We start from the raw sequence: 24,307 nt of genomic DNA, 5'->3' as shown, positions 1-24,307 counted from the left end.
GGGAATGCAATACATTCCCCGGCCCCGTATTCAATTCAGAAGAAGCTTTCTACATGCGCTTGGCGTCATTCCAGATCACCAACTTTCGCTCGATCAACGACAGCGGCCTCATCGATTCCACACAGCAGATCACGGCGATCCTCGGACGGAATGACAGCGGCAAATCGAACCTGCTGCGCGCACTCCACAGCCTGAACCCGGCAGAGGGCCTGGCCGAACTCAGCCCCATCAAGGACTTTCCGCGCCACCGGCGGCTCGAGGAGTGCACTGGCGATACGCCGGTCGTCTTCACGCGCTGGCGCCTCGACGAAAGCGAGCAGGCTGAACTGGCCGGGATCCTCCCGCGCGCGTCAGGCGTGCGCTACGTCACGGCGGCCCGCGGCTATGCCACCGTGCGCCGGGCCGGGCTCGAAGGGCTCAGTGCGCTGTCGCTCGACGTGAGCGACATCAAGGGCAAGGTCCGCAAGATCGTGCCGGCCGTCAAGGCCGCCGCCGAGAAGGTCGCCGAGGAAGCGAAGGCGGCGCTGGAGCAGGAGGCCGACACCTTCGACGCCGCGATGATCATGAGCCCCGACTACATCAAGTGGTCTGCGGGCGCGGTCCAGGCGGCACAGGCCTTGCGCAAGGCGCTGGCCGTGGCGCGCGCCGAACTCAGCGACAAGCAGGAGCAGATGCTGGCCGAGCTCGAGGACATGGCCCTGTCCATCGCCAACGACGCGCCCGCGCTCGCCCGCGCGCAGGCCTGGGTGCTCGAGAAGCTGCCGCGCTTCATCTACGTCGACGAGTACCCGGCGCTACCCGGCCGCCAGAACATCGCCGAGTACCTGGGGCGCCAGAGCTGGGGGCAGCTCACGCCCGCGCAGCAGAGCTTCGGCAAGCTGTGCAAGGTCGCGGGGCTCGATCCGCAGCAGCTGCAGGACCTGCTGGAAAAGAACGACCAGGCCACGCGCAACCAGCTCGCCAATCGCGCGGGCTCGGTGGTGACGGCCGAGATCCGCCGCCTGTGGAAGGACCGTGCGCTGAAGGTGCGCTTCAACCTCGACGGGCAGTATCTCGACACGCTGGTGTCGGACCCGAACGGCGCCTACGAGGTCGAGGTGAACCTCGACGAGCGCAGCCGCGGCTTCCAGTGGTTCTTCTCGTTCTACATCGCGTTCTTCGCCGACACCCGGGGCGGCCGCGCGGAAGACGCGATCCTGCTGCTGGACGAGCCGGGCCTGCACCTGCATGCCCATTCGCAGGCGGATCTGCTCGCGCATTTCGAGAAGGACTTCGGCAACCAGATCGTCTACACCACGCACTCGCCGTTCATGGTGCCCGTGCACCGGCTCGACGCGGTGCGCACGGCCAGCCTGGACGAAGCCACCGGCACGACGGTGAGCAACACCGCGCAGGGGGATGCGCGAACGTTGTTTCCGCTGCAGGCCGCACTGGCGCTGGGCCGGATGCGGAGCGAGCCCGCGAAGGCGCCGCCGCAGGAGGCGCGCGTCGAACGCTCCGAAGCGCCGGCCAGCACCATGAATGAAGAGGCTGCCTAACAGGCACCGGCCGCCTGCTCAAGCGCCTGCGACCAAGCGTCGCATGAGCAGGCCTTTCAAATCTCTTCGTGTATCGCAGACGACGTGGATGTAGGCAGTGTCTGCTCTCACTTCGTAAATGATGCGATTCATGCCCGCGATGACTTGCCGGTATTGGGCCGCGTTCAGGTTTTCGAGCTCTTCGGGAATCCGGCCTGCCTGCGGATGTGCTTCGATCATCGCGACGGACTTCCTGATCTTCCCGTAGCTGGACGCCCAGGCCTCCGTGCCGAAATTCTTGATGACGTAGCGCCTCAGGTCCTTCAGGTCGGTTTCTGCGGAGCGCAGGAACACAACTTTCATTGCGCGTCTGCTGCGTCTTCTTGGTCCAGATCGGCAAATACGTCCGTTGCGGACCGGAACTGGCCCTGTTCGATTTCCCTGTTGCCGAGTGCCAGGACCTTGAGAAGCGCAAGCGTGGCTTCTTGCTCTTCGTAGGAGCGAACGTCCATCACGACGAGCTTGGCTTCACCATTCTGGGTAATGAGCAAGGGTTCGCGGGTATCGGAGAGAGTCTTCACGATGTCCGCGGCGTGGCTCTTGAGATAGCTGATGGGCTTGACTTGAGTTGAAAGATTCATGGCGCGTCATCCCGGTGCCGTTGTCGATCGGACTCATTATGGTCCGAATTCAGTCCGACTCATCGCGCCGGAGCTTTGTACGCTCTTCCTGTCCAATAGCGCCATGGAAAACCCACCCCACGACCTTGCGGAACGCCTGACCGAACTCGAAATCAAGTCGAGCTACGCCGAAGACCTGCTCGACCAGTTGAACATGACGATCTACCGCCAGCAGCAGCAGATCGACCGGCTGATCCTGCAAGTCACCCAGCTCCGGGAGCAGAGCCAGAACGTGGCGCAGGATGGCTCGGCGCGCAACCCGCGCGACGAGCTGCCGCCGCACTATTGAAGGCAGGTCAGCCGTGCGAGTGCCAGAGCACGGCGAAGAAATGGCAGGTGCTGCCGGCCAGCACGAACAGGTGCCACACCGAATGGGCGAAGCGCACCTTGTTGTCAAACAAGAAGACCACGGCCCCAGCCGTATAGAAGAGCCCGCCGGCCACGAGCCAACCCAGACCCGCCGGTGACATGCGCTCGTACAGCGGCACCGCCGCCATCAGCGCCATCCACCCCATTGCCACATAGAGCCCGGTCGACCACAGTGGATGCTGGAGCCGGTTGAACAGCTTGGCGCTCACGCCCAGCACGGCCGCCGCGCAGATGGCGCCGAACAGGGTCCACCCCAGCGGACCGCGTAGCACGCCGAACACGAAGGGCATGTAGCTGCCCGCGATGAACAGGTAGATGGCCGCGTGGTCCAGCCGGTTGAACCAGGCCTTGGCGCGACCCATCGGCAGCGCGTGGTACAGCGTGGAGATCAGGTACAGCACGATGGCCGTACCCGCGAACAGGCAGGCACCGACCACGCCCGCGGCCTGCCCCTTCTGCGCCGCGCTGTAGACCAGGATGGGCAGCGCGGCAATGGCCAGCGCCAGGCCCAGGCCGTGGCTCAGGGCGTTGAAGAGCTCCTCCATCGCCGTCTGGTTGCGTGCAGCCAGGGCGGAGGTGCGTGGCGGAGTTTGCGTCCGGGAAAGGGCTGTCATCGGGACCTCATGCGAGTTGGATGGTTGGGCTGCCTGGCTACTTGACCTGCTGCTTGCCCAGCTTGCGCGCCAGCGTGCGCCGGTGCATGCCGAGCCTGCGCGCGGTCTCCGAGATGTTGAAGCCGGTTTCGGCCAGCGTCTCGTGGATGCGCTCCCATTCGAGCGTCTTGATCGAGGTGGAGCGGTTGGTCAGCTCCACCTCGGTGGTGCCGGTGGCGCGGCCGAAGGCGGCCTCGATGTCGTCGGTGTTCGACGGCTTGGCCAGGTAGTGGCAGGCGCCGAGCTTGATGGCTTCGACGGCGGTGGCGATGCTGGCGAAGCCCGTCAGCACCACGATCAGCATCTCGGCGTTGTGCCGGTGCAGCATCTGCACACAGGCCAGGCCCGAGGCCTCGCCGTTGAGCTTGAGGTCGACCACCGCGTAGCCCGGCGACGAGGTGGCGAGCAGCGCCTCGACGTCTGCGAGGTTGCTGGCAAGCGCCACGGCATAGCCGCGCCGCTCGAAGGAGCGGCCGAGCGTGCGCGCGAAGGCGTCGTCGTCCTCGACGATCAGCAACTGGCGCTCAGCTCCGGTTTCGGTCATGGCCTTCCGTTTCGATGGTCTCGCCGGCGAGGACTTCTTCGTCCTCTCCTTCCTCTTCTTCCAGCACGATGGCCGCGAGCGGCAGCGTGATCGCCACGATCGCGCCGCCCTCGGGCCGGTTGGCCGCAGCGACGCGGCCGCCCACGGTGCGCGCCACGTTGACGACCAGAAACAGCCCCAGCCCGCCGCCGGGGCGTCCCTTGCTCGACTGGTAGGGCTTCCCGAACTCCTTCAGGATGGCCGGCAGGAAGCCGGGGCCCGCGTCGGTGACCGTGATCGTCAGCGCGTCGGCGTCGTGCGCCGCTTCGAGGCGCAGCCAGTGCGGCGACGCCTCCAGCGCATTGTCGAGCACGTTGCAGATCATCTGCTTCAGGGCCGAGTCCGAGACCATGGGCAGGTCGCGGCCGAAGCGGTTGTCGTATTCGAAATCTTCCACCGGGCGCGTGGTGCGCCACTCTTCGATCAGGTCGTCGAGGAAGGTGCTGACGGTGGTTTCTTCGGACGACTCGCCGCGCGCCTCACCGGCCGACAGCAGGATGCCGCTCACGATGCTCTTGCAGCGCTGGATCTGCAGCTCCATCTCGGCCACCTCGGTCAGCAGCTCGGGGTCGGAGCTGAAGTGCGGCAGCCGGCGCCAGTCGCCGAGAATCACGGCCAGCGTGGCCAGCGGCGTGCCCAGCTCGTGCGCCGCGCCCGAGGCCAGCAGGCCCATGCGCACGATGTGTTCTTCCTCCGAGGCGCGCTGGCGCAGGTCGGCCAGCCGCGCGTCGCGGGCGCGCAGGTTGCGGCTGATGCGGGTGATGAAGATCACGAGCAGCGCCGCGTTCAGCGCGAAGCACACCAGCATGCCCTGGACGAAGGGGCTCCACAGGCCGCGGTCGTGGTCCAGCGGCAGCGCGAGCGGGCGCGAGAACAGCGCCAGCCCGGCGAAGCAGATGCTGGTGATGACCACGATGGTCCAGGTCGACCAGGGCTTCAGCAGCACCGCGCCCAGCGTCACCTGCAGCAGGAACAAAAACACGAAGGGGTTGGTGGCGCCGCCGCTCAGGTAGAGCTGCGCGGTGAGCGTGGCCACGTCGACCAGCAGCGCGAGAAACAGCTCGCCATTCGTCACGCGCCGGTGGTTGCGCGAGCGCAGCAGGCTGACCATGTTGAAGAGCGCCAGGCAGGCCAGCACCTGCAGCATGTGGTCCAGCGGCAGGCGGATTGCGAAGCCGTAGTGCACCACCAGGATGGTGACCACCTGCCCGACCACAGCGAACCAGCGCAGCTGGATCAGCTGCTGCATGTTCTGGTGGCCGGTGGCGTTGTCGAGGCTCGCGACACCGGCGCGGGGGGCGTGCAGCTCCCCTGCGATCGCCTCAATCGCGGCGGGCATCTTCGGCAGGGCGGGTGTCGGCATGGGCCGCATTTTCGCTGCGCCGCGCGAACCAGGCGGCGATCAGCACCATCAGCGCCAGGCCAAACCAGGTCAGGGCGTAGACGAGATGGCTGTTGGGAAAGGCGATGACCGTGAGGCCGGCGGCGGGCCACGTGGGGGTGTCGGCGTTGGCCATGGCCTGCGCGGGGGGCGCCTCGGCATCGACGAAGTAGGGCGCGACGTCGTTCAGGCCGCGCGCCGCGGCAATGGCCTGCACGTCGCGCGAGAACCAGCGCTCGCCGGCCGGATCGTTCTTGCGCAGGAAGCCGCCCTTGGGCTCGGTCAGGCGCAACAGGCCGGTGACGGTGGTTTCGCCCTGCGGCTCCGGCGCGGTGCGGGCCGGGCGCTCGCGCGCCTCGGGCGGCACGAAGCCGCGATTGACCAGCACCACGGTGCCTTCGGTCGTGCGCAGCGGGGTCAGCACCCAGAAGCCCGCGCCGAGCTTCGTGCTGGCCTGAACCAGCGTTTCCTTGTCGTGGAGGAAGGTGCCGGCGAGGCGGATATGCCGGTATTCGTCGTTGGCCGCGTTGACCGTGGGCCATTCGGTTCGCCCGGGGGCCGTGGTGGCCGGGGCATGCACGCGCTGGTCGACGCGGGCGATGAGATCGAGCTTCCAGGCCCTGCGCTCGACCTGCCAGGTGCCGAGCGCGAAGAAGCCGGCAAAGGCGAGGGCGGCGCAGACCGCCAGCGCCACCCGCGCGGCGGCCGAACGCTGGCGGGCCGCCTGTTCCGCCATCAGGGCATGTTCTTCATGTCGTGCATCGAGTGCGGCATCATGTTGGTGTTCATGTGGTACATGACCCACAGCGAACCGGCCAGCGTGATGACCACGAGCACCAGCGTGAAGATCAGTGCCAGCATGTTCCAGCCGCCTTCGGACTTGGCGTCCATGTGCAGGAAGTACACCATGTGCACCACGATCTGCACCACGGCAAAGGCCAGGATGACCAGCGCGGTGGTGCCGGGCTTGTCGAAGACCTTGCCCATCACGATCCAGAACGGAATGGCGGTGAGGATCAGGGCCAGCACGAAGCCGGTCATGTAGCCCTTGAAGGTGCTGTGGCTTACCGGGCCGTCGTCGTGGCCGTGGTCGTCATGGCCATGGGCGCCATGGCCGGCGGTTTCGATATGCGCGCTCATTGCAGCGATCCCATCAGGTACACGAAGGTGAAGACGCCGATCCAGACCACGTCCAGGAAGTGCCAGAACATCGACAGGCACATCAGGCGGCGGCGATTGGCGGCGGTGAAGCCGTGCTTGGGCAGCTGGATCATCAGCACGATGAGCCAGACGATGCCGAAGGTCACGTGCAGCCCGTGGGTGCCCACCAGCGCGAAGAACGACGACAGGAAGGCGCTGCGCTGCGGGCCGGCGCCTTCGTGGATCAGGTGCGCGAACTCGTACAGCTCCAGGCCGATGAAGCCCGCGCCCAGCAGGCCGGTGATGGCCAGCCAGACCAGCACGCCGCCCATGCGGCGCTGCTGCATCTGGAGCACAGCGAAGCCGTAGGTGATGGACGAGAACAGCAGCAGCGAGGTGTTGATCGCCACCAGCGGCAGGTCGAACAGGTCGGCGCCCGAGGGGCCGGCTGCGTAGCTGCGGCCCAGCACGCCATACACCGCGAACAGGCAGGCGAAGACCAGGCAGTCGCTCATCAGGTAGAGCCAGAACCCGAGCAGCGTGCCGTTCTCGGGGTGGTGGTCTTCGTTGCGGACGTTGAACACCTCGAAGGTGGGCACGCTCGAGGCGTTGCCCACGGTGTTCGCGTGGCTGGAGGGGAGGGCGGTACTGTTAAGCATGGGCGGCCAGCAGGCGCGTGCGCGCGTCTTCGGTGCGAACGACTTCATCCGCCGGGATGTGGTAGTCGCGCTTGTAGTTGAAGGTATGGATGATCACGGCGGCGAGCATGGAGAAGAAGCCGATGCCGGCCACGAGCCACATCTGCCAGATCAGCGCGAAGCCGCACACCGCCGCCAGCGCGGCGATGATGAAGCCGGCGGCCGTGTTCTTGGGCATGTGGATCGGGCTGAAGCCTTCCACCGGACGCTCGTAGCCGCGGGCCTTCATGTCGGACCAGGCGTCGTTGTCATGGATGCGCGGCGTGAACGCGAAGTTGTAGGCCGGCGGCGGCGACGAGGTCGACCACTCCAGCGTGCGGCCGTTCCACGGGTCGCCCGTGGTGTCGCGCAGCGACTCGCGGCGGATGTAGCTCACCACCAGCTGGATGATGAACGAGCCGATGCCCAGCGCGATCAGCACGGCGCCGAAGGCGGCGACCTGGAACCAGATCTGCAGCGACATGTCCTGGAAGTGGTTCATGCGGCGCGTGACGCCCATCAGGCCCAGGATGTACAGCGGCATGAAGGCGAACCAGAAGCCGACGATCCAGAACCAGAACGAGCACTTGCCCCAGAACGGATCGAGCTTGTAGCCGAAGGCCTTCGGGAACCAGTAGGTGATGCCTGCGAGCATGCCGAACAGCACGCCGCCGATGATCACGTTGTGGAAGTGGGCGATCAGGAACAGGCTGTTGTGCAGCACGAAGTCGGCCGGAGGAACGGCCAGCAGCACGCCGGTCATGCCACCGATCACGAAGGTGATCATGAAGCCGATGGTCCACATCATGGGCAGTTCGAAGCGGATGCGGCCGCGGTACATGGTGAAGAGCCAGTTGAAGATCTTCGCGCCCGTCGGGATCGAGATGATCATCGTCGTGATGCCGAAGAACGAGTTCACGCTGGCGCCGGAGCCCATGGTGAAGAAGTGGTGCAGCCACACGAGGTACGACAGGATCGTGATCACGACCGTGGCGTACACCATCGAGGCGTAGCCGAACAGGCGCTTGCCGGAGAAGGTGGAGACCACTTCCGAGAAGATGCCGAAGGCCGGCAGGATCAGGATGTACACCTCGGGGTGGCCCCAGATCCAGATCAGGTTCACGTACATCATGGCGTTGCCGCCGAGGTCGTTCGTGAAGAAGTTGGTGCCGACGTAGCGGTCGAGCGACAGCAGGGCCAGCACGGCGGTCAGCACCGGGAAGGCGGCGACGATCAGCACGTTGGTGCACAGGGCGGTCCAGGTGAAGACGGGCATCTTCATCATGGTCATGCCGGGCGCGCGCATCTTCACGATGGTCGCCAGCAGGTTCACGCCGGACAGCAACGTGCCCACCCCCGCTATCTGCAATGACCATATGTAGTAGTCCACCCCCACGTCGGGGCTGAAGAGGATGCCCGACAGCGGCGGGTAGGCCAGCCAGCCCGTCTTGGCGAACTCACCGACGAACAGCGACGCCATTACGAGGCCGGCGCCGAAGGTGGTCATCCAGAAGCTGAAGTTGTTCAGGAACGGGAAGGCCACGTCGCGCGCGCCGATCTGCAGCGGCACCACGAAGTTCATGAGGCCCGTGACCAGCGGCATCGCCACGAAGAAGATCATGATCACGCCGTGGGCGGTGAAGACCTGGTCGTAGTGGTGCGGCGGCAGGAAGCCGGCGTTGTCGCCGAAGGCCATGGCCTGCTGGGCCCGCATCATCAGGGCGTCGGCGAAGCCGCGCAGCAGCATCACCAGGCCCAGGATGATGTACATGATGCCGATCTTCTTGTGGTCGATGCTGGTGATCCAGTCGCGCCACAGCATGCCCCACAGCTTGAAGTAGGTCAGTGCGCCCAGCACGGCGATGCCGCCCAGCACCACGCCGGCGAAGGTCGCGAGCAGGATGGGTTCGTGGAAGGGAATCGCCTCCCAGGAGAGGCGGCCGAAGACGAGCTTCGTCAGGTCTAGGTTCTGCAACATCTTATTCTTCGGTGGTGCACATCGCGGTGACGTACTTGCGCTTGGGCGAATCGAGGGAGTCGGCCTGCCAGGCCTGCTTGGTGGCGACGTTGAAGGCACCGGGCTTGCCCAGGCCGCCGTCGGCGTCGATGGCCATCATTTCCTTCATGCACATCTTGTTGCGGTCGACGCACAGGTTGAGGATGGCGTCGTACAGCGCGGGGTCCACCGATGCGTAGTGGCGCACGGGCTCGCGCTCGCTCGGCACTTCGAGCTTCTTCTGGTAGAGCTCGCGCGTGAGTTCACCGTCCTTGCCGGCCTTGACCTTCTGCACCCACTGGTCGAAGTCGCCGTTGCTCAGGCCGTGGAACTTGAAGCGCATGCCCGAGAAGCCGGCGCCGCTGTAGTTGGCGGAGAAGCCTTCGAACTCGCCCGGCTTGTTGATCACCGCGTGCAGCTTGGTCTCCATGCCCGGCATGGCGTAGATCTGGCCGGCCAGCGCGGGGATGAAGAAGGAGTTCATGACCGAGGAGGCCGTGATCTTGAAGCTGATCGGGCGGTCCACCGGGGCGGCCAGCTCGTTCACCGTGGCGATGCCCTGCTCGGGGTAGATGAAGAGCCACTTCCAGTCGAGTGCCACCACTTCGACCACCAGCGGCTTGGCTTCGGCCGGGATTGCGCGTTGCGCGTCGAGGCGGCGCAGCGGCTGGTAGGGGTCGAGCGTGTGGGTGCTGATCCAGGTGATGGCGCCCAGCGCGATGATGATGAGCAGCGGTGCCGCCCAGATCGCCAGTTCGAGCTGGGTCGAGTGGTCCCAGTCGGGGCTGTAGGTGGCCTCCTTGTTCGACTGGCGATAGCGCCAGGCAAAGAAGATGGTCAGGGCGATCACCGGGATGATGATGATCAGCATCAGCACGGTGGAGACGACGATGAGGCGTCCCTGCTGATTGGCGATGTCGCCGGAGGGGTTCATCAACACCGTGTTGCAGCCCGCCAGGAGCATGGCGGAAAGCAGCAGGAGTGATCGGCGAAGGTTCTTGAGGATGTGCATGCCGGGGGAAAAGAGGTGCAGGGGCGACGCAAAAAGACCCCACAATCTACGCTCGAAGACGGGTTTCGCCTATTGGACGTTTTGTCCTATGGCGGTAAATGTGTTTCGGTGCGACGCTCTAGGTTCTCCATGGTCTTATGTGTCGCGTCCAGGCGTGACACCTGAATTACAGCAAGCAATGACGACGTCCAGCATCAGTCCGCAAGGCGCACAGCCGCTGCCGAACTCGCCCGAGCACGGCGGCGCCCGGCAGGGCGACGACCACTCGCACATCGCCCCCGGCGAGATCGCGGTCGGCGTGATCATCGGCCGCGCCTCCGAATATTTCGACTTCTTCGTCTACGGCATCGCCTCGGTGCTGGTGTTCCCGGCGGTCTTCTTCCCCTTCGAGCAACACCTCGAAGGTGTTCTGTACTCGTTCCTGATCTTCTCCTTCGCCTTCATCGCGCGTCCGTTCGGAACTGTCATCTCGATGATGATCCAGCGACGTTTCGGGCGCGAAGCCAAGCTCACGCTGGCGCTTTTCGTGCTGGGCACCTCCACCGCCGGCATCGCCTTCCTTCCGGGCTACGCGAGCCTCGGCTTCACGGCCATCGTGCTGCTGTCGGTGTTCCGATTCGGCCAGGGCCTGGCGCTGGGCGGTTCGTGGGACGGCCTGCCTTCGCTGCTGGCGCTGAATGCGCCCGCCAATCGCCGCGGCTGGTACGCGATGCTGGGCCAGCTGGGTGCGCCCATCGGCTTCTTCATTGCCAGCGCGTTGTTCGCCTACCTGTATTCGAGCCTGCCGTCCGAGGACTTCCTCGACTGGGGCTGGCGCTATTCCTTCTACGTGGCCTTCGCGATCAACGTGGTGGCGCTGTTCGCGCGCCTGCGCCTGGTGGCCACCGACGAATACTCGCGCCTGCTTGAAGAGCGCGAACTGGAGCCCACCAGCGTGACCGAGCTGGTCCGCTCGCAGGGCGCCAACCTGCTGATCGGCGCCTTCGCCGCGCTGGCCAGCTATGCGCTGTTCCACCTGATCACCGTGTTCCCGCTGTCGTGGATCACGCTGTACTCCGACCAGTCGGTCAGCGAATTCCTGGTCGTGCAGATGATCGGCGCGGTGCTGGCCGCAGCCGGCATCGTGGCCTCGGGCCTGCTGGCCGACCGCATCGGCCGCCGCTTCACGCTGGGCGGCCTGGCTGCCGTGATTGCCGCATTCAGCGGCTTCGCCCCCACGCTGCTCGACGGTGGCCGTCTCGGCCAGGACATCTTCATCCTGGTGGGCTTCGTGATCCTGGGCCTGTCGTACGGCCAGGCGGCCGGCGCCGTGACCTCGAACTTCGCGCCCAAGTACCGCTACGTCGGCGCGGCCCTGACGGCCGACCTGGCCTGGCTGATCGGCGCGGCGTTCGCGCCGCTGGTCGCGTTGGGCCTGTCGGCCCACTTCGGCCTGGCGTACGTCAGCGTCTACCTGCTGTCGGGCGCGGTCGCCACGCTCGCGGCGCTGGGGCTGAACCGGGCGCTGGCGCGCGACTGACCGGCTGCGCAGCCGTTTCTTCCAAAAGGGGCCGTTTCGGCCCCTTTTTCATTAGGATGCTCCGATGTTCGCCGCCGCAATTTTCGACATGGACGGGCTGCTGATCGATTCGGAGCGCCCCATCATGGCCGCCTGGATCGAGGCCGCCCGCACGCTCGGCATCGAGCTTTCGCATAGCGAGTACCTGCAGGTCGTGGGCCTGGCCACCGCCGAGTCCGAACGCATCCTCGCGTCGCTGCTCGGCGGCCCGGAGGCCTACCGCCATGCCATCGGCCATGTGCGCCAGCGGCTGCAGCTGGCGCGTTCCGACGGCACGCCGCTGTTTCCCATCAAGCCCGGTGCGGGCGAATTCCTGGCGGCGCTGCGCGAGCGCGGCACGCGCTGCGCCGTGGCCTCGTCGTCGACCAGCGGGCAGATCCAGGCCTGTCTCGGCAGCCTCGACGTGCTCCATCACTTCGAGGCCTTCGCGGGCGGCGACGAGGTGGCGCGCGCCAAGCCCGATCCGGCGCTCTACCTGCTCGCGGCCGAGCGCCTGGGCGTGGACCCGGCGGACTGCATCGCCTTCGAGGACAGCGAGAACGGCGCCAAGGCGGCGCTGGCGGCCGGCCTGCGGGTGGTTGTGGTGCCCGATCTCAAGCATCCGCCCGAGTCCATCGTCGAGCAGGCCTTCCACGTGCTCGATTCGTTGCACGACGCGCTGGGGCACCTGCCGCGCTGGTTTCCGCAACAGGCGGCGCAGAAGGCGCAACCCGCATGATCAAGATCGGCACGCTCTGCCACGTGGTCGACAGCTGCCTGGCGTCGCCTTTCACCGAGCGTGCCGTGGGCCGGATTGTGGAAGTGGTGTCCGCGCCCTACGAAGCGCCCAGCGAGCGCTACCTGCCCGGCACCTACTACGACGTGCTGTTCGAGGGCTGGACCTTCTACTGCCGCAGCGACAAGCTCGTGCCCATTTCCGACCCCGACGCCGAAGTCGAGCGCTGGGAGGACGTCTTCCTCGAAGAGCCCGGCCTCCTGCCTGCGCCTGCTCCTCAGAGCACCTCGTCGCGCAGCTGCGGAAAGACCTTCGATACCTTCGCCAGCAGGTAGTCGCCATAGCGCCCGCTGAAGGCGTGCACGTTGGCACGGTCCCAGCGCTTGGCGCTGTCGTCGCGCGCTTCGGCACCTGCAAGGCCGTCGATGCGCTGCACGCGAGCCTCGAAGTTCGGATCGAAGAACAGCGGGAACGACAGCCGGTCGTGCCCCGAGGTGTTGCGCTTCACGCGGTGCGGCGTCGACTTGTAGAGCCCGCCGGTCATGCGGTCGAGCATGTCGCCGATGTTGCAGACGAAGGAGCCGGGAATCGGCGGCGCGTCGATCCATCCGTCCGGCGTGTGCACGGCGAGGCCGCCTACGGTGTCCTGGTGCAGGATGGTGAGCAGCCCGTAGTCGGTGTGCTCGCCCACGCCCCATTGCACGTCGAGCCCTTCGGGCACTGGCTGCGAGGGGTAGTTGAAGAGGCGGAACAGGATCAGCGGGTCGGCCGTGTAGCGTTCGGCGAAGTAGCTCGCGGGCAGGCCCAGGCTCAGCGCGATGCCTTCCATCAGCCGGTGGCCGAGCTGCGTGACGGCCGCCATGTAGTCGAGGATGGTCTCGCGAAAGCCCGGCACATCGGGGAACAGGTTCGGCCCGTGCACCGGTGTCTTCGCCTGCACCAGCGGATGTGTGGCGGGCAGCTCGGTGCCGAGGTAGAGGCCTTCCTTCCAGTCGGGCCGGCCCGAGGTCAGCTCGCCGCCCAGCGGGAAGAAGCCGCGCCAGGCGCGCCCGCCGAGCGCCATGCGCCACTGCATCTTGGCTTCTTCAGGCAGGTCGAAGAAGCGGTGGCTCAGGTCTTCGAGCCGCTGCACCAGCGCGGCGTCGACGCCGTGGCCGGTCACGTAGAAGAAGCCGTGCGCGCGGCAGGCGGCGCCAATCTGCGCGGCCACGCCATCGCGTTCGGGCGCACCGGCCACGAGGGGCGAGACGTCGATCACGGGCAGCGAGAGAAGGGATTCGGATGTGGACATCGTCGTCGAAAGCATGTCACGCGTCCCGCGCGAACGGCGAGCGGATGTCCGAAAGAAACTGCTGCGCGCGTGGGTGCTGAGGGCGGTTGAAGAAATCATCGGGCGTGGCGCGTTCGAGCACCTTGCCCTCGTCCATGAACAGCACGCGGTCGGCCACCTCGCGCGCGAAGCCCATCTCGTGCGTCACGCAGACCATCGTCATGCCGTCGCGCGTGAGGTCGCGCATCACCAGCAGCACTTCACCGACCATCTCGGGGTCGAGCGCACTCGTGGGTTCGTCGAACAGCATCAGCGGCGGCTGCATGGCCAGCGCGCGCGCAATCGCCACGCGCTGCTGTTGGCCGCCCGACAGTTCGCTGGGCCACGCGTTCGCCTTGTTCGACAGGCCCACGCGCTGCAGCAGCGCCATCGCGCGCTCCTCGGCCTCCTTGCGCGTGAGCCCGCGCAGCTGCATCGGCGCCATGGTGCAGTTCTGCAGCACCGTGAGGTGCGGAAAGAGGTTGAACTGCTGGAACACGAAGCCGATGCGCGAGCGGAAGGCGTTCACATCCAGGCCGGGCGCATGGATGTCCTGGTCGTCCACTGCGATGCGGCCCGACTGGATCGGCTCCAGCCGGTTGAAGGTGCGGATCAGCGTCGACTTGCCCGAGCCCGAGGGCCCGCACACCACGACGACTTCGCCCTTGTGGATGGTCTCGGTGATATCGACCAGCGCGTGGTAGCTGCCGTACCACTTGTTGACTTTTTCGAGTTCGATCATGCGGACACCTTGGGTGCAACGGTGGACATGCCGCGGCGCGCGAGCCGGCGTTCGAGCCAGTAGGCGAAGCGCGACAGGCCGAAGCAGAGGATGAAGTACGTGCCGCCCAATATGAGGTAGATCTGCGCGGGCTTGGTGAACACCTGGGTGTTGATCTGCGTCGCGATGAACGACACCTCGGCCAGCCCGATGATGTAGCCCAGCGAGGTCTCCTTGATGGTCGAGACGAACTGGTTCACCAGCGAGGGCAGCATGCTGCGCAGCGCCTGCGGCAGCACCACGAGGCGCATCGCGCGGCCGTAGCCCAGGCCGAGCGCGCGGGCGGTTTCCATCTGCCCGCGTGGCAGGCCCTGGATGCCGGCGCGCACGATCTCCGCGAGGTAGGCGGCATCGAATATCACCAGCGCGATCAGCATGGTGGTGAACTGGTCGGTCTTCACGCCCGTGACGCTCGGTAGGAAGAAATAGGCCCAGAAGATCACCATCAGCAGCGGCAGGCCGCGCACCACGAACACGAAGGCCGTGACCGGCCAGCGCAGCCAGCGCCACGGGCTCACGCGCGCGAGCCCGAGCACGATGCCCAGTGGCAAGGCGAGCACGAGTCCGCAGGAGGCCAGCAGCAGCGTGAGCACCAGTCCGCCGAGCGGGCCGTTGGGGTACTGCCCGATGAGAAAGTAGACCCAGTAGTCGTTGATGATGTCGAGCATCAGCGAGCTGCCTTCATATGGTTCTCACCGGAAAGCGGTGGTGATACCAGGTCGCCAGCCCCGTGATCGCCAGCGACACCGTCAGGTACGCCGCGCTCGCGAAAGCGAAAGACTCGAAGCTGCGGAAGGTCGCGCTCTCGACCTGGCCTGCCTGGTACATCAGCTCGGCCACACCGATCACAGTGGCGATGGAGGTGTTCTTCCAGAGGCTCAGCGTCTGCGAGATCAGCGGCGGCACCGTCACGCGCAGCGCCTGCGGCAGCACCACGCGGCGCATGGTGGCGAGGTAGCTGAAGCCCATCGCGCGGCCGGCCTCGAACTGCACCGTGGGGATCGCGCGGATGCCGCTGCGGATGTCCTCGGCCATGAAGGCCGCCGTGTACAGCGACAGCGCGATGACCGCGCTGTAGGCCTCGATGTGCCCCGCGTAGAGCCATTGCTTGATGTCCTCGGGCAGCAGCTCGGGCGCGCCGAAGTACCAGAACAGCATGTGCGCGAGCAGCGGGATGTTGCGGATCGACTCGACGTACGCGAAGCCGAGCCAGCGCAGCGGTGCGAAGGGCGAAAGGCGCAGCAGCGCCACCACCAGCGCGAGGGGCAACGCCAGCACCAGCGCGGCCGCGAGCAGCTGCAGCGACAGCAGCAGGCCCGCGACCAGCATGTCGTGGTACTTGCCGGTGAGCAGCAAGGAATAGTCGAACAGGGGCATGGGGGGCGACAGTATCACCGTCGCGGATGGAATTTGCTCCCTCCCCCGCTGGGGGAGGGTTGGGGTGGGGGCACGACGGCGATCGAAACGTCATGGCCTGTGCTGAGGCCGCTTGCCCCCATCCCGGCCTTCCCCCAGAGGGGGAAGGAGAAAGACCGAAGACCGGGCTCAGTCGATCTTGTCGCTGTCGAGCTTGAAGTCGCGCGACTGGAAGCCCGAGGCCGTGTTCGGGCCGTACCACTTGATGAAGATCTTCTGCGCCTCGCCGGACTTCTCGAGTTCGCGCAGCGTGTCGTCCACCACGGCCTTCAGGCCGCTCTCGCCCTTCTTGATGCCGATGGCCAGCGCCTCGGTGCTCAGGTTCTGCTTGAGCACCACGTACTGCGCCTTCTGCGGGCCGAGCTTGGCGTAGCTGCGCAGCAGCGCGGCCTCGTCGTCCACATAGCCCACGCCCTTGCCCTGCTGCAGCGCCTGGAAGGCCTGCTGGCTCGTGTCGAAGGTCACGACCTCGACGTTGGGCACGGCCTTGCGGATGTTGGGTTCCTGCGTGCCGCCGCGGATGGTCAGCACCTTCTTGCCGGCGAGCTGCGGCACCTCGGTGATGCCGCTGTCCTTCTTCACGATGGCCTTCTGGCCGGTCACGAAGGTGGTGAGCGAGAAGTCGATCTGCGCCTCGCGCTCCTTGTTGTGCGTGAGGCCGGCGGCGACCAGGTCCACGTGGTCCTGCTGCAGCTCGGGAATGCGCGCGGCCACCGCGATCTGCTTGAGCACCGGCTTCACGCCGATTTTCTTTGCAATGGCGTTCACCAGGTCGACTTCGTAGCCGACGATCTGGCGCGTCTTGGGGTCGACGAAGGTCGCGGGCTCGTCGGTGCCGAGCACGCCGACGACCAGCTCGCCCTTTTTCTTGATGTCGGCCAGTTGGTCGGCGTGGGCGAGGGTGCCGAGCATGAAGGTGGAAGCGGCGACGGCCGCGGCGAGCAGGGTGTGGCGCATGGGTTGTCTCTCTCCTGGAGGAAATTCAGGGCCGAACCATATCAACAAAACCCCGGATCAATAAATCGTCAATCGACATATGCATATGGGTAAGCTGAATACGTTCGTTGCAGGCTGGGTTAAATTCGCGGCCCAAAAAGCGCGCGTCCACTGTCTTCTTCCCGCATCTCATCCAGCGAGATCCCCATGATCATCAAACCCCGCGTGCGCGGCTTCATCTGCGTCACGACCCATCCCACCGGCTGCGAAGCCAACGTCAGGCAGCAGATCGACTACGTCAAGGCCCAGGGCCCCATCGCGGGCGGTCCGAAGAGGGTGCTGGTGATCGGCGCATCGACGGGCTATGGCCTGGCCGCGCGCATCACGGCAGCCTTCGGCTGCGGCGCCGACACGCTCGGCGTGTTCTTCGAGCGCGCGGGCAGCCAGAGCAAGCCCGGCTCGCCCGGCTGGTACAACACCGCCGCCTTCCACCGCGCAGCGGCCGCCGAAGGCCGCTATGCGAAGAGCATCAACGGCGACGGTTTTTCCGATGCGGTGAAGCAGCAGGCCATCGACACGATCCGCGCGGACCTCGGCCAGGTCGACCTCGTCGTCTACAGCCTGGCTGCGCCGCGCCGCACGCACCCGAAGACGGGCCAGGTCTTCAACTCGGTGCTCAAGCCGGTCGGCAAGTCGGTGAACCTGCGCGGCCTCGACACCGACAACGAGACCATCAAGGAAACGGTGCTCGAAGCCGCGACACAGGAAGAGATCGACAACACCGTGGCCGTGATGGGCGGCGAAGACTGGCAGATGTGGATCGACGCACTACAGCAGGCCGGTGTGCTGGCCGACGGCGCGAAGACCACGGCCTTCACCTACCTGGGCGAGCAGATCACGCACGATATCTACTGGAACGGCTCCATCGGCGCCGCCAAGAAGGATCTCGACCAGAAGGTGCTCGGCATTCGCGCACAGCTGGCCGCCAAGGGTGGCGACGCGCGCGTGTCGGTGCTGAAGGCGGTGGTCACGCAGGCGAGCTCGGCCATTCCGATGATGCCGCTGTACCTGTCGCTGCTGTTCAAGGTGATGAAGGCACAGGGCACGCATGAAGGTTGCATCGAGCAGGTGCACGGGCTCTATGCCGACAGCCTCTACGGCAGCGCGCCGCACCTCGACGAGGAAGGCCGCCTGCGCGCGGACTACAAGGAGCTGGCGCCGCAGGTGCAGTCGCTGGTGCAGGCGCAGTGGTCACAGGTGACCAACGACAACCTCTACGAGCTCACCGATTTCGCCGGCTACAAGACCGAGTTCCTGCGCCTCTTCGGCTTCGCGGTGGAGGGCGTGGACTACGAGGCCGACGTGAACCCGGATGTGGACATTCCGGGCCTCGTGCAGGTCTAGGAAGCGACCGGAGGGATACTCCCGCCCATGCAGATTCAAGAAAAGCCGCCCGCCGGCACGCCGTTCGACTGGATCGGCGGCGAACCGAAGGTGGAGGCGCTGGTCGAGCGCTTCTACGACCTGATGGACCTCGAGCCCGCGTATGCGCAATTGCGCGCCGTGCACGGCACCAGCCTCGACAACGCGCGCCAGCGCCTGTTCTGGTTCCTCTGCGGCTGGCTCGGCGGGCCGCAGCACTACACCGACCGCTTCGGCCATCCGATGCTGCGCGCGCGCCACCTGCCGCAGAGCATCGGCGGCCACACCATCGGCATCAAGGAGCGCGACCAATGGCTGGCCTGCATGGACCAGGCCATGGGCGAGACGGGTGTGCCCGAGGACTTGCGCGCAAGGCTGCGCGACTCCTTCTTCAAGACCGCCGACTGGATGCGCAACCGCGGCGAGTGACCGACCCCACAACGATTCCGAAAGACGTTTCTCTCATCATGAATTCCATCGTCATCATCGGCGGCGGCCATGCCGCGGCCCAGCTCTGCGTCGGCCTCGCTGAAGCCGGGCAGGGCGCGCGCGTGCACCTCGTGTGCGAAGAGGCGTGCGAGCCCTACCACCGCCCGCCGCTGTCCAAGGCCTTCCTCAAGAGCGCGGAGGAAACCACGCAACTGCACAAGGCCGCCGACTGGTACCGCGAAGCGGGCATCACGCTGCACCTGGGCGACGCCGCCGTGGCGATCGACCGCGAGGCGCGCACCGTCACGCTGCGTTCGGGCGCGGTGCTGCCGTGGGAGCGCCTGGTGCTGGCCACCGGCACGCGCGCACGCCAGATGCCCGATCTGAAGCCGGGCCTCGAAAACGTCGCGAGCCTGCGTGCTGCCGATGAAGCGCACCGCCTGCGCGAGCGGCTTGCATCGGCCGAGAAGGTGACCGTGCTCGGCGGCGGCTTCATCGGGCTCGAGGTGGCGGCCACCGCCAAGGCGCTCGGCAAGTCAGTGCAGGTGATCGAAAGCGCGCCGCGCCTGCTGGGCCGCGCCGTGTCGCCCGAGCTGTCGGCGCATGTGCTCGCCACTCATCGCGCGGCCGGCATCGACATCGTGCTCGGCGCGCAGACCGGTGCCTTCGAAGTCGAAGGCGACCGGCTGGTGTCGATCCAGGTCAACGGCGTGAAGCAGCCGGTCGACCTCCTGCTGCTCGGTATCGGCGCCGTGCCCGAGACGGCGCTCGCACAGGCGGCCGGCATCGAGTGCGCCGACGGCATCGTGGTCGACGGCCACATGCAGACTAGCGCGGCCGGTGTGCTCGCGGTGGGCGACTGCACGCGCTTCCCCGATCGCCGCGCGGGCCGCGCGCTGCGGCTCGAATCGGTGCAGAACGCCAACGACCAGGCGCGCACCGCGGTGGCCACGCTGACCGGCGCGGCGCGTGCGCACGACGCGGTCGCGTGGTTCTGGTCCGACCAGGGCGGCATGCGACTGCAGATGGTGGGCCTGATGCCGGCCGAAGGCACGCCGGGCCTGAACAGCGTGCGCCGGCCAGGGCCGAAGCCTGATGCGTTCTCGCTGTTCCACTACGTCGATGGGCAGCTTGTATGCGTGGAGTCGGTGAACGCGCCGGTCGACCACATGATGAGTCGCAAGCTGCTTGAAGCAGGCCGCAGCCCTGATGCTGCGGCGGTGGCGGATGCGGCGGTTCCCTTGAAGAACCATTTGGCGTAAGCCGCCTGCGTGTCTTGCTCCCTCCCCCGCTGGGGGAGGGTAGGGGTGGGGGCACGACGGCGGTGGATGAGGCACGGCCCGTGCAGAGGCCGCGAGCCCCCATCCCAGCCTTCCCCCGGAAGGGGAAGGAGCAAGGCAGAAAGCGTCAGCGCCGCGCTGGCGCCAGCAGAACCACCAAGGCCCCGGCGCCGCCTTCCGCGGGCTTGGCCTGCACGAACGCGATCACCTCGTTCTTCTGGATCAGCCAGCGCTGCGCCTTGGTCTTCAGCACCGGCTGCCTGCCTGGCGAGCCCAGGCCCTTGCCGTGCACCACGCGCACGCAGCGCAGCCCCTGCTTGCTGGCATTGCGGATGAAGCCGCCGAGCGCCTCGCGCGCCTCGTCGCTGCGCAGCCCGTGCAGGTCGACCTGCCCCTGGATCGCCCATTCGCCCTTGCGCAGCCGCGCCGTCACGTCGGTGCCGATGCCGGGTCGGCGGAAGCTCATGGCGTCGTCCACGTCGAGCAGCGTGGTCACGTCGAACTCGTCGGAGAGCGACTCGCGCAGCACGCGCTGTTCGTCGAGCTGGTGCTGCACCGGGATCGGTGCTGGCGGCAGCGGCGCAAGCGGCACTGCGGCCTTGCGGCGCAGCGGCTCGGTGGCGCCGATGGCACGGGCAAAGAGGTCTTTCTCGGCGGCGAGCTTGCGTTCGGCCGCGGCCTTTGCGGCCGCCTCGGCGGCTTCGCGCTCGCGGGTTTCGGCGAGCGTGCGCTGCACCTGCTTGAGGTCGGCGAGGTTCTTGAGAGACGGGGCGCGTGCGGCCATCAGAGCACGCCCTTCTCGGCCATCGAGAAGCTCTGTCCGGGGCTCACGATGATGTGGTCGAGCACCCGCACGTCCACCAGCGCCAGCGCGGCGCGCAGCGTCTGCGTGAGCGACTCGTCGGCGCGCGAGGGCTCGATGTTGCCGCTGGGGTGGTTGTGCGCCAGCACCACGGCCGCGGCCTGGTGGTGGATGGCGCGCGTGACGACCTCGCGCGGATAGACGCTGGTCTGCGTGAGCGTGCCGCGGAACATTTCCTCCAGCGCGATCATGCGGTGCTGCACGTCGAGGAACACCACCGCGAACACTTCGTAGGGGCGCGAGCCGATGTGCAGCTGCAGGTACTGCTTGACCGCGTCGGGCGAGTCGAACACCGTGCGCTCCCGGAGCCTTTCACCCATGGCGCGGCGCGCCAGTTCGAGCACCGCGATCAGTTCGGAGCGCTTGGCGCTGCCGCCCATGCCCTTGATGGTCTTGAGCTCTTCGGCGCCGGTATGCAGCAGGCCCGAGAGGCCGCCGAAGCGCTCGAGCAGCTGCTGCGCCAGCTGCAGCACGTTCATGCCCGCCACGCCGGTGCGCAGCAGCAGGGCCAGCAGCTCGGCGTCGGCCAGCGCGGATGCCCCTCGCGAGATGAGTTTTTCGCGGGGACGGGCGTCGAGAGGGAGATCCTTGAATGCCATGAAACCCTGGGGTGAAACCTTGGCGGAGCCGGGTGAAGCCCCGGTCCTTAAAATGAGGTCCAGTTTATCGGGACACCCACCTTGTCTTTGCCCACCTCCGTTGCCCCCATGTCCCAACTCGTGACTTCCGGCTCCTTCCTGACCCTGCACTACCGGCTGGCCGGCCCGGCGGGCGACATCATCAACACCTTCGCCGACAAGCCCGCGACCCTGTCGCTCGGCACCGGCGAGCTTTCTCCAGCCATGGAGCAGCGCCTGATGGGCCTGGAAGAAGGCACGCATGCCACCTTCGAGCTGCCCGCCGGCGAGGCCTTCGGCGAGCGCAACCCCGACATGCAGCAGTGGGTGGCCAGGAAGCTGCTCGCGCAGATGGGCGACCCCGACGAGCAATACGCCACGGGCGACGTCGTGCAGTTCCCCACGCCCGACGGCACGGGCAGCTATGCGGGCGCGGTGATCGAATCGAATGACACGGCGGTGCGCTTCGACTTCAACCATCCGCTGGCCGGCCAGCCCGTCACCTTCGAAGTGAAGCTGATCGGCGTGCTATGAACCCCGATATCTCGGAAGTCATCCTTGCCGAACCGCGCGGCTTCTGTGCGGGTGTCGATCGCGCCATCGAGATCGTCGAGCGCGCCATTGCCAAGTTCGGCGCACCGATCTACGTGCGCCACGAGATCGTGCACAACACCTACGTGGTGAACGAGCTCAAGGCCAAGGGCGCGATCTTCATCGAGGAACTGTCCGACGTGCCGCCCGGCGCCACGCTGGTGTTCAGCGCACACGGCGTGAGCAAGGCGGTGGAGCAGGAGGCGCGCGACCGCGGCTTCGAGATCTTCGACGCCACCTGCCCGCTGGTGACCAAGGTGCACGTCGAGGTCGCCAAGCTCGCGAAGGAGGGCTTCGAGTTCATCATGATCGGCCACAAGGGGCACCCCGAGGTCGAGGGCACGATGGGCCAGCTCAGCAGCGGCATTCACCTCGTCGAAGACGTGGCCGACGTGGCGAAGGTCTCGCCCTCGCAGACCGAGAAGCTCGCGGTGGTTACGCAGACCACGCTGAGCGTGGACGACGCGGCCGAGATCGCCGCCGCCGTGCGCACGCGCTTTCCGGCCGTGCGAGAGCCCAAGCAGCAGGACATCTGCTATGCCACCCAGAACCGCCAGGACGCGGTGAAGATCATGAGCCCGCAGGTCGACCTCGTGATCGTGGTCGGCAGCCCCACCAGTTCCAACAGCAACCGGCTGCGCGAACTGGCGCAGCGGCTGGGCACCGAGAGCTACATGGTCGATTCGGCCGAAGAGCTCAAGCCCGAGTGGTTCGAGGGCAAGACGCGCATCGGCCTCACCGCCGGCGCCTCGGCCCCCGAGGTGCTGGTGCGCGAGGTGATCGAGCGCGTGCGCGCGTTCGGCGCGGTGTCGGTCCGCAAGATGGACGGCATCGAGGAAACCATCAAGTTTCCGCTGCCCAAGGGGCTCAAGCTCGACGACATTCCGCCTCCAGGACACATCTCTTGAACGACAAGAAAACCCCCGACTGGCGCTCTGAAATAGATAGCGCCTCCCGCAGGCTGAGCGAGCGTGCTGGCCACTTTTTGCGCGAAACCCCGCTATGGAAGCTGCCCGCGGCCGCCTTCGGCGTCGCGGCGCCGGGCGCCGAGATCTGGCTGAAGCTCGAGCACATGCAGGTCAGCGGCAGCTTCAAGGCGCGCGGCATGATGAACCGGCTGCTGGCCAACGACATTCCCGACAGCGGCGTGGTTGTGGCCTCGGGTGGCAATGCGGGCATTGCCACGGCGGCCGCGGCGCGCGCGCTGGGCGTGCCTTGCCAGGTGTTCCTGCCGGGCGTGTCGCCTGAGGCCAAGCGCGCGCGGCTGCGTGCGCTGGGTGCGGAAGTGGTCGTCGTCGGCGAGCTCTACCCCGATGCGCTGGCCGCCTGCCTGACGCGTCAGAAGGAATCCGGCGCCTTGCTCACCCACGCCTACGACCAGCCCGAAGTGGTGGCCGGCGCGGGCACGCTCGGCCGCGAGATCGAAGAGCAGGGCGGTCTTCCCGATGCGGTGCTCGTGAGCGTCGGCGGCGGTGGGCTGATCGGCGGCCTCGCTGGTTGGTTCGAGCAGCGCGCCCGTGTGGTGGCGCTCGAACCCGAAAAAGCGCCCACGCTGTTTCGCGCTCGCGAGGCCGGCGAGCCGGTCGACGTGGAGGTGGGCGGCATCGCGGCCGATTCGCTCGGGGCGCGCCGCCTCGGCGCCATTTCGTGGGAGATCACGCAACAGCAGGTGCGGCACGCCCTCCTGCTGTCCGATGAATCCATCCGCGCCGCCCAGCAGTGGCTGTGGAAAGAGCTGAAGCTGGCGGTGGAGCCGGCCGCAGCGCTGCCGCTGGCCGCGCTGCAGACCGGTGCCTACGTGCCGCGCGCGGGCGAGAAGGTCTGCCTGATCATCTGCGGGGCGAACGTCGACCCCGCGACGGTCGCCTGAGAGTCGAAGGCCGCCGCCGCCGGGCCGCCCCAAGGCGAGCCGCGCCTCCCCCTTGGGGGGTGGCGAATTACACGGAGCGAAGCGCAGTGAAAAGCCGGGGGGCCTTCATTTTTCGCAGTTCACCATCCACGCCACGCCGAACTTGTCGGTGAGCATGCCGAAGCCCTTGGCCCAGAACTGCGGGCCGTAGGGCATCGTGACCTTGCCGCCTTCGGCCAGCGCGTCGAACAGCTTCTTGCCTTCGTCCACGCTGTTCGCCTGCACCGAGAGCGAGAAACCCTTGTAGCCCTCGAAGGGCCACTCCGGCGGGGCGTCCGAGGCCATCAGCTTGTGGCCGCGGGCCTCGAGGGTGGCGTGCATGATCTTGTCCTTGTGGCTGGCCGGCGTCTGGGCGCCCATCGGGCTCTCGCCGAAGGTCATGCTGAAGGCGACCTTGCCGTCCAGCGCCTTGGCATAGAAGGCGAGCGCTTCGGCGGCATTGCCGTTGAATGTCAGATAGGCTTCCATCGTTTT

At 66.8% G+C, this 24,307-nt stretch carries 29 protein-coding genes; 11 read left to right on the top strand and 18 right to left on the bottom strand.

Features of this window, described 5'->3' with window-relative positions; genetic code table 11:
* Positions 1 to 53: 53 nt before the first annotated feature.
* A complete protein-coding gene (locus tag ASD05_RS15385; RefSeq protein WP_056593824.1) occupies positions 54 to 1,538 on the top strand; it encodes an AAA family ATPase in 1,485 nt (494 codons plus the stop codon).
* An 18-nt stretch (positions 1,539 to 1,556) separates the two neighbouring features.
* On the opposite strand, the gene ASD05_RS15380 is transcribed toward ASD05_RS15385, so the two are convergent.
* Entirely contained in the window at positions 1,557 to 1,880 is a 324-nt protein-coding gene (locus ASD05_RS15380) for a type II toxin-antitoxin system RelE/ParE family toxin (protein ID WP_056593821.1), read from the bottom strand.
* Positions 1,877 to 2,158, bottom strand: a complete 282-nt coding sequence (locus tag ASD05_RS15375) for a type II toxin-antitoxin system Phd/YefM family antitoxin (protein ID WP_056593818.1) — start codon at positions 2,156 to 2,158, stop codon at positions 1,877 to 1,879. The genes ASD05_RS15380 and ASD05_RS15375 overlap by 4 nt, the downstream gene beginning before the upstream one ends.
* A gap of 103 nt (positions 2,159 to 2,261) precedes the next feature.
* Between ASD05_RS15375 and ASD05_RS15370 the strand changes: the two genes are divergently transcribed.
* Positions 2,262 to 2,486, top strand: a complete 225-nt coding sequence (locus tag ASD05_RS15370) for a SlyX family protein (protein ID WP_056593815.1) — start codon at positions 2,262 to 2,264, stop codon at positions 2,484 to 2,486.
* 7 nt (positions 2,487 to 2,493) lie between these two features.
* Here ASD05_RS15370 and trhA read toward each other — a convergent pair whose 3' ends face one another.
* Genes trhA through cyoA form a run of 8 tightly spaced genes read right to left on the bottom strand, consistent with a single transcriptional unit; the run spans position 2,494 to position 10,008 of the window.
* Complete coding sequence (gene trhA / locus ASD05_RS15365; protein WP_056593812.1) at positions 2,494 to 3,180, bottom strand: PAQR family membrane homeostasis protein TrhA; 687 nt, start codon at positions 3,178 to 3,180, stop codon at positions 2,494 to 2,496.
* Positions 3,181 to 3,217: 37 nt separating this feature from the next.
* The gene (locus ASD05_RS15360; protein WP_056593809.1) at positions 3,218 to 3,763 is read right to left on the bottom strand and encodes a response regulator transcription factor; all 546 of its coding nucleotides are present in this window, start codon (positions 3,761 to 3,763) and stop codon (positions 3,218 to 3,220) included.
* A complete protein-coding gene (locus ASD05_RS15355; RefSeq protein ID WP_056594491.1) occupies positions 3,744 to 5,141 on the bottom strand; it encodes an ATP-binding protein in 1,398 nt (465 codons plus the stop codon). Before ASD05_RS15355 ends, ASD05_RS15360 begins: the two co-directional genes overlap by 20 nt.
* Entirely contained in the window at positions 5,125 to 5,919 is a 795-nt protein-coding gene (locus ASD05_RS15350) for an SURF1 family protein (protein WP_056593807.1), read from the bottom strand. Before ASD05_RS15350 ends, ASD05_RS15355 begins: the two co-directional genes overlap by 17 nt.
* A complete protein-coding gene (gene cyoD / locus ASD05_RS15345; RefSeq protein ID WP_056593805.1) occupies positions 5,919 to 6,323 on the bottom strand; it encodes a cytochrome o ubiquinol oxidase subunit IV in 405 nt (134 codons plus the stop codon). The genes ASD05_RS15350 and cyoD overlap by 1 nt, the downstream gene beginning before the upstream one ends.
* The gene (gene cyoC, locus ASD05_RS15340; protein ID WP_056594488.1) at positions 6,320 to 6,982 is read right to left on the bottom strand and encodes a cytochrome o ubiquinol oxidase subunit III; all 663 of its coding nucleotides are present in this window, start codon (positions 6,980 to 6,982) and stop codon (positions 6,320 to 6,322) included. Before cyoC ends, cyoD begins: the two co-directional genes overlap by 4 nt.
* A complete protein-coding gene (gene cyoB / locus ASD05_RS15335) occupies positions 6,975 to 8,978 on the bottom strand; it encodes a cytochrome o ubiquinol oxidase subunit I (RefSeq protein ID WP_056593802.1) in 2,004 nt (667 codons plus the stop codon). The genes cyoC and cyoB overlap by 8 nt, the downstream gene beginning before the upstream one ends.
* Before the next feature lies 1 nt (position 8,979).
* Positions 8,980 to 10,008, bottom strand: coding sequence for a ubiquinol oxidase subunit II (gene cyoA / locus ASD05_RS15330; protein WP_056593799.1), 1,029 nt, complete (start codon positions 10,006 to 10,008; stop codon positions 8,980 to 8,982).
* A 178-nt stretch (positions 10,009 to 10,186) separates the two neighbouring features.
* On the opposite strand from cyoA, the gene ASD05_RS15325 reads away from it, so the two are divergent.
* The 3 genes from ASD05_RS15325 (at position 10,187) to ASD05_RS15315 (ending at position 12,616) form a co-directional block, all read left to right on the top strand.
* Positions 10,187 to 11,527: an MFS transporter gene (locus ASD05_RS15325; RefSeq protein WP_007839257.1), complete on the top strand. Its 1,341-nt coding sequence runs from the start codon at positions 10,187 to 10,189 to the stop codon at positions 11,525 to 11,527.
* A 64-nt stretch (positions 11,528 to 11,591) separates the two neighbouring features.
* Positions 11,592 to 12,284 (top strand): HAD family hydrolase, encoded by a 693-nt coding sequence (locus ASD05_RS15320; RefSeq protein ID WP_056593796.1) that lies wholly within the window; start codon positions 11,592 to 11,594, stop codon positions 12,282 to 12,284.
* Complete coding sequence (locus ASD05_RS15315) at positions 12,281 to 12,616, top strand: hypothetical protein (RefSeq protein ID WP_056593793.1); 336 nt, start codon at positions 12,281 to 12,283, stop codon at positions 12,614 to 12,616. Before ASD05_RS15320 ends, ASD05_RS15315 begins: the two co-directional genes overlap by 4 nt.
* Here the strand turns inward: ASD05_RS15315 and ASD05_RS15310 are convergent.
* The 5 genes from ASD05_RS15310 to ASD05_RS15290 all read right to left on the bottom strand — a co-directional run bounded on the left by ASD05_RS15310 (position 12,559) and on the right by ASD05_RS15290 (position 16,744).
* Positions 12,559 to 13,572, bottom strand: coding sequence for an isopenicillin N synthase family dioxygenase (locus tag ASD05_RS15310; protein ID WP_235507971.1), 1,014 nt, complete (start codon positions 13,570 to 13,572; stop codon positions 12,559 to 12,561). The two genes, ASD05_RS15315 and ASD05_RS15310, sit on opposite strands and share 58 nt — an antisense overlap.
* A gap of 16 nt (positions 13,573 to 13,588) precedes the next feature.
* A complete protein-coding gene (locus ASD05_RS15305) occupies positions 13,589 to 14,332 on the bottom strand; it encodes an amino acid ABC transporter ATP-binding protein (protein WP_056593788.1) in 744 nt (247 codons plus the stop codon).
* Positions 14,329 to 15,039 (bottom strand): amino acid ABC transporter permease, encoded by a 711-nt coding sequence (locus ASD05_RS15300; protein ID WP_056593785.1) that lies wholly within the window; start codon positions 15,037 to 15,039, stop codon positions 14,329 to 14,331. The genes ASD05_RS15305 and ASD05_RS15300 overlap by 4 nt, the downstream gene beginning before the upstream one ends.
* A gap of 13 nt (positions 15,040 to 15,052) precedes the next feature.
* Positions 15,053 to 15,748, bottom strand: a complete 696-nt coding sequence (locus ASD05_RS15295) for an amino acid ABC transporter permease (protein ID WP_056593781.1) — start codon at positions 15,746 to 15,748, stop codon at positions 15,053 to 15,055.
* A gap of 168 nt (positions 15,749 to 15,916) precedes the next feature.
* On the bottom strand, positions 15,917 to 16,744 hold the full coding sequence (locus ASD05_RS15290; protein WP_056593778.1) for an ABC transporter substrate-binding protein: 828 nt from the start codon (positions 16,742 to 16,744) through the stop codon (positions 15,917 to 15,919).
* Positions 16,745 to 16,930: 186 nt separating this feature from the next.
* Here ASD05_RS15290 and fabV point away from each other — a divergent pair, with 186 nt between their 5' ends.
* The 3 genes from fabV to ASD05_RS15275 are packed head-to-tail and all read left to right on the top strand — an operon-like array spanning position 16,931 to position 19,836.
* On the top strand, positions 16,931 to 18,127 hold the full coding sequence (fabV, locus tag ASD05_RS15285; RefSeq protein WP_056593775.1) for an enoyl-ACP reductase FabV: 1,197 nt from the start codon (positions 16,931 to 16,933) through the stop codon (positions 18,125 to 18,127).
* Between the two features lie 27 nt (positions 18,128 to 18,154).
* Entirely contained in the window at positions 18,155 to 18,574 is a 420-nt protein-coding gene (locus ASD05_RS15280; protein ID WP_007839268.1) for a group II truncated hemoglobin, read from the top strand.
* A gap of 38 nt (positions 18,575 to 18,612) precedes the next feature.
* Positions 18,613 to 19,836: an NAD(P)/FAD-dependent oxidoreductase gene (locus tag ASD05_RS15275; protein WP_056593771.1), complete on the top strand. Its 1,224-nt coding sequence runs from the start codon at positions 18,613 to 18,615 to the stop codon at positions 19,834 to 19,836.
* Positions 19,837 to 19,981: 145 nt separating this feature from the next.
* On the opposite strand, the gene ASD05_RS15270 is transcribed toward ASD05_RS15275, so the two are convergent.
* Together ASD05_RS15270 and radC are read right to left on the bottom strand one after the other, a co-directional pair.
* Positions 19,982 to 20,638: a Smr/MutS family protein gene (locus ASD05_RS15270; protein WP_056593769.1), complete on the bottom strand. Its 657-nt coding sequence runs from the start codon at positions 20,636 to 20,638 to the stop codon at positions 19,982 to 19,984.
* Positions 20,638 to 21,315 carry a RadC family protein gene (radC, locus tag ASD05_RS15265; protein WP_007839271.1) on the bottom strand — a complete coding sequence of 226 codons (678 nt, stop codon included), beginning with the start codon at positions 21,313 to 21,315 and terminating at the stop codon, positions 20,638 to 20,640. Before radC ends, ASD05_RS15270 begins: the two co-directional genes overlap by 1 nt.
* Before the next feature lie 108 nt (positions 21,316 to 21,423).
* Between radC and ASD05_RS15260 the strand changes: the two genes are divergently transcribed.
* From ASD05_RS15260 to ASD05_RS15250, 3 genes are read left to right on the top strand one after another with little or no spacing between them, the layout of a single operon-like run.
* Positions 21,424 to 21,867: an FKBP-type peptidyl-prolyl cis-trans isomerase gene (locus ASD05_RS15260; protein WP_056593764.1), complete on the top strand. Its 444-nt coding sequence runs from the start codon at positions 21,424 to 21,426 to the stop codon at positions 21,865 to 21,867.
* A complete protein-coding gene (ispH, locus tag ASD05_RS15255; protein ID WP_007839273.1) occupies positions 21,864 to 22,832 on the top strand; it encodes a 4-hydroxy-3-methylbut-2-enyl diphosphate reductase in 969 nt (322 codons plus the stop codon). The genes ASD05_RS15260 and ispH overlap by 4 nt, the downstream gene beginning before the upstream one ends.
* Positions 22,829 to 23,794, top strand: a complete 966-nt coding sequence (locus ASD05_RS15250) for a threonine/serine dehydratase (protein ID WP_056593761.1) — start codon at positions 22,829 to 22,831, stop codon at positions 23,792 to 23,794. Before ispH ends, ASD05_RS15250 begins: the two co-directional genes overlap by 4 nt.
* A 105-nt stretch (positions 23,795 to 23,899) precedes the next feature.
* Here the strand turns inward: ASD05_RS15250 and ASD05_RS15245 are convergent, their stop codons facing one another.
* Positions 23,900 to 24,301, bottom strand: a complete 402-nt coding sequence (locus tag ASD05_RS15245) for a VOC family protein (protein ID WP_007836081.1) — start codon at positions 24,299 to 24,301, stop codon at positions 23,900 to 23,902.
* Positions 24,302 to 24,307: the final 6 nt, after the last annotated feature.

This window comes from Variovorax sp. Root434, from assembly GCF_001426595.1.
GTDB lineage: Bacteria > Pseudomonadota > Gammaproteobacteria > Burkholderiales > Burkholderiaceae_C > Variovorax.
The sequence above is the reverse complement of the archived record's forward strand: the minus strand, read 5'-3'. Positions and strand labels throughout refer to the sequence as shown.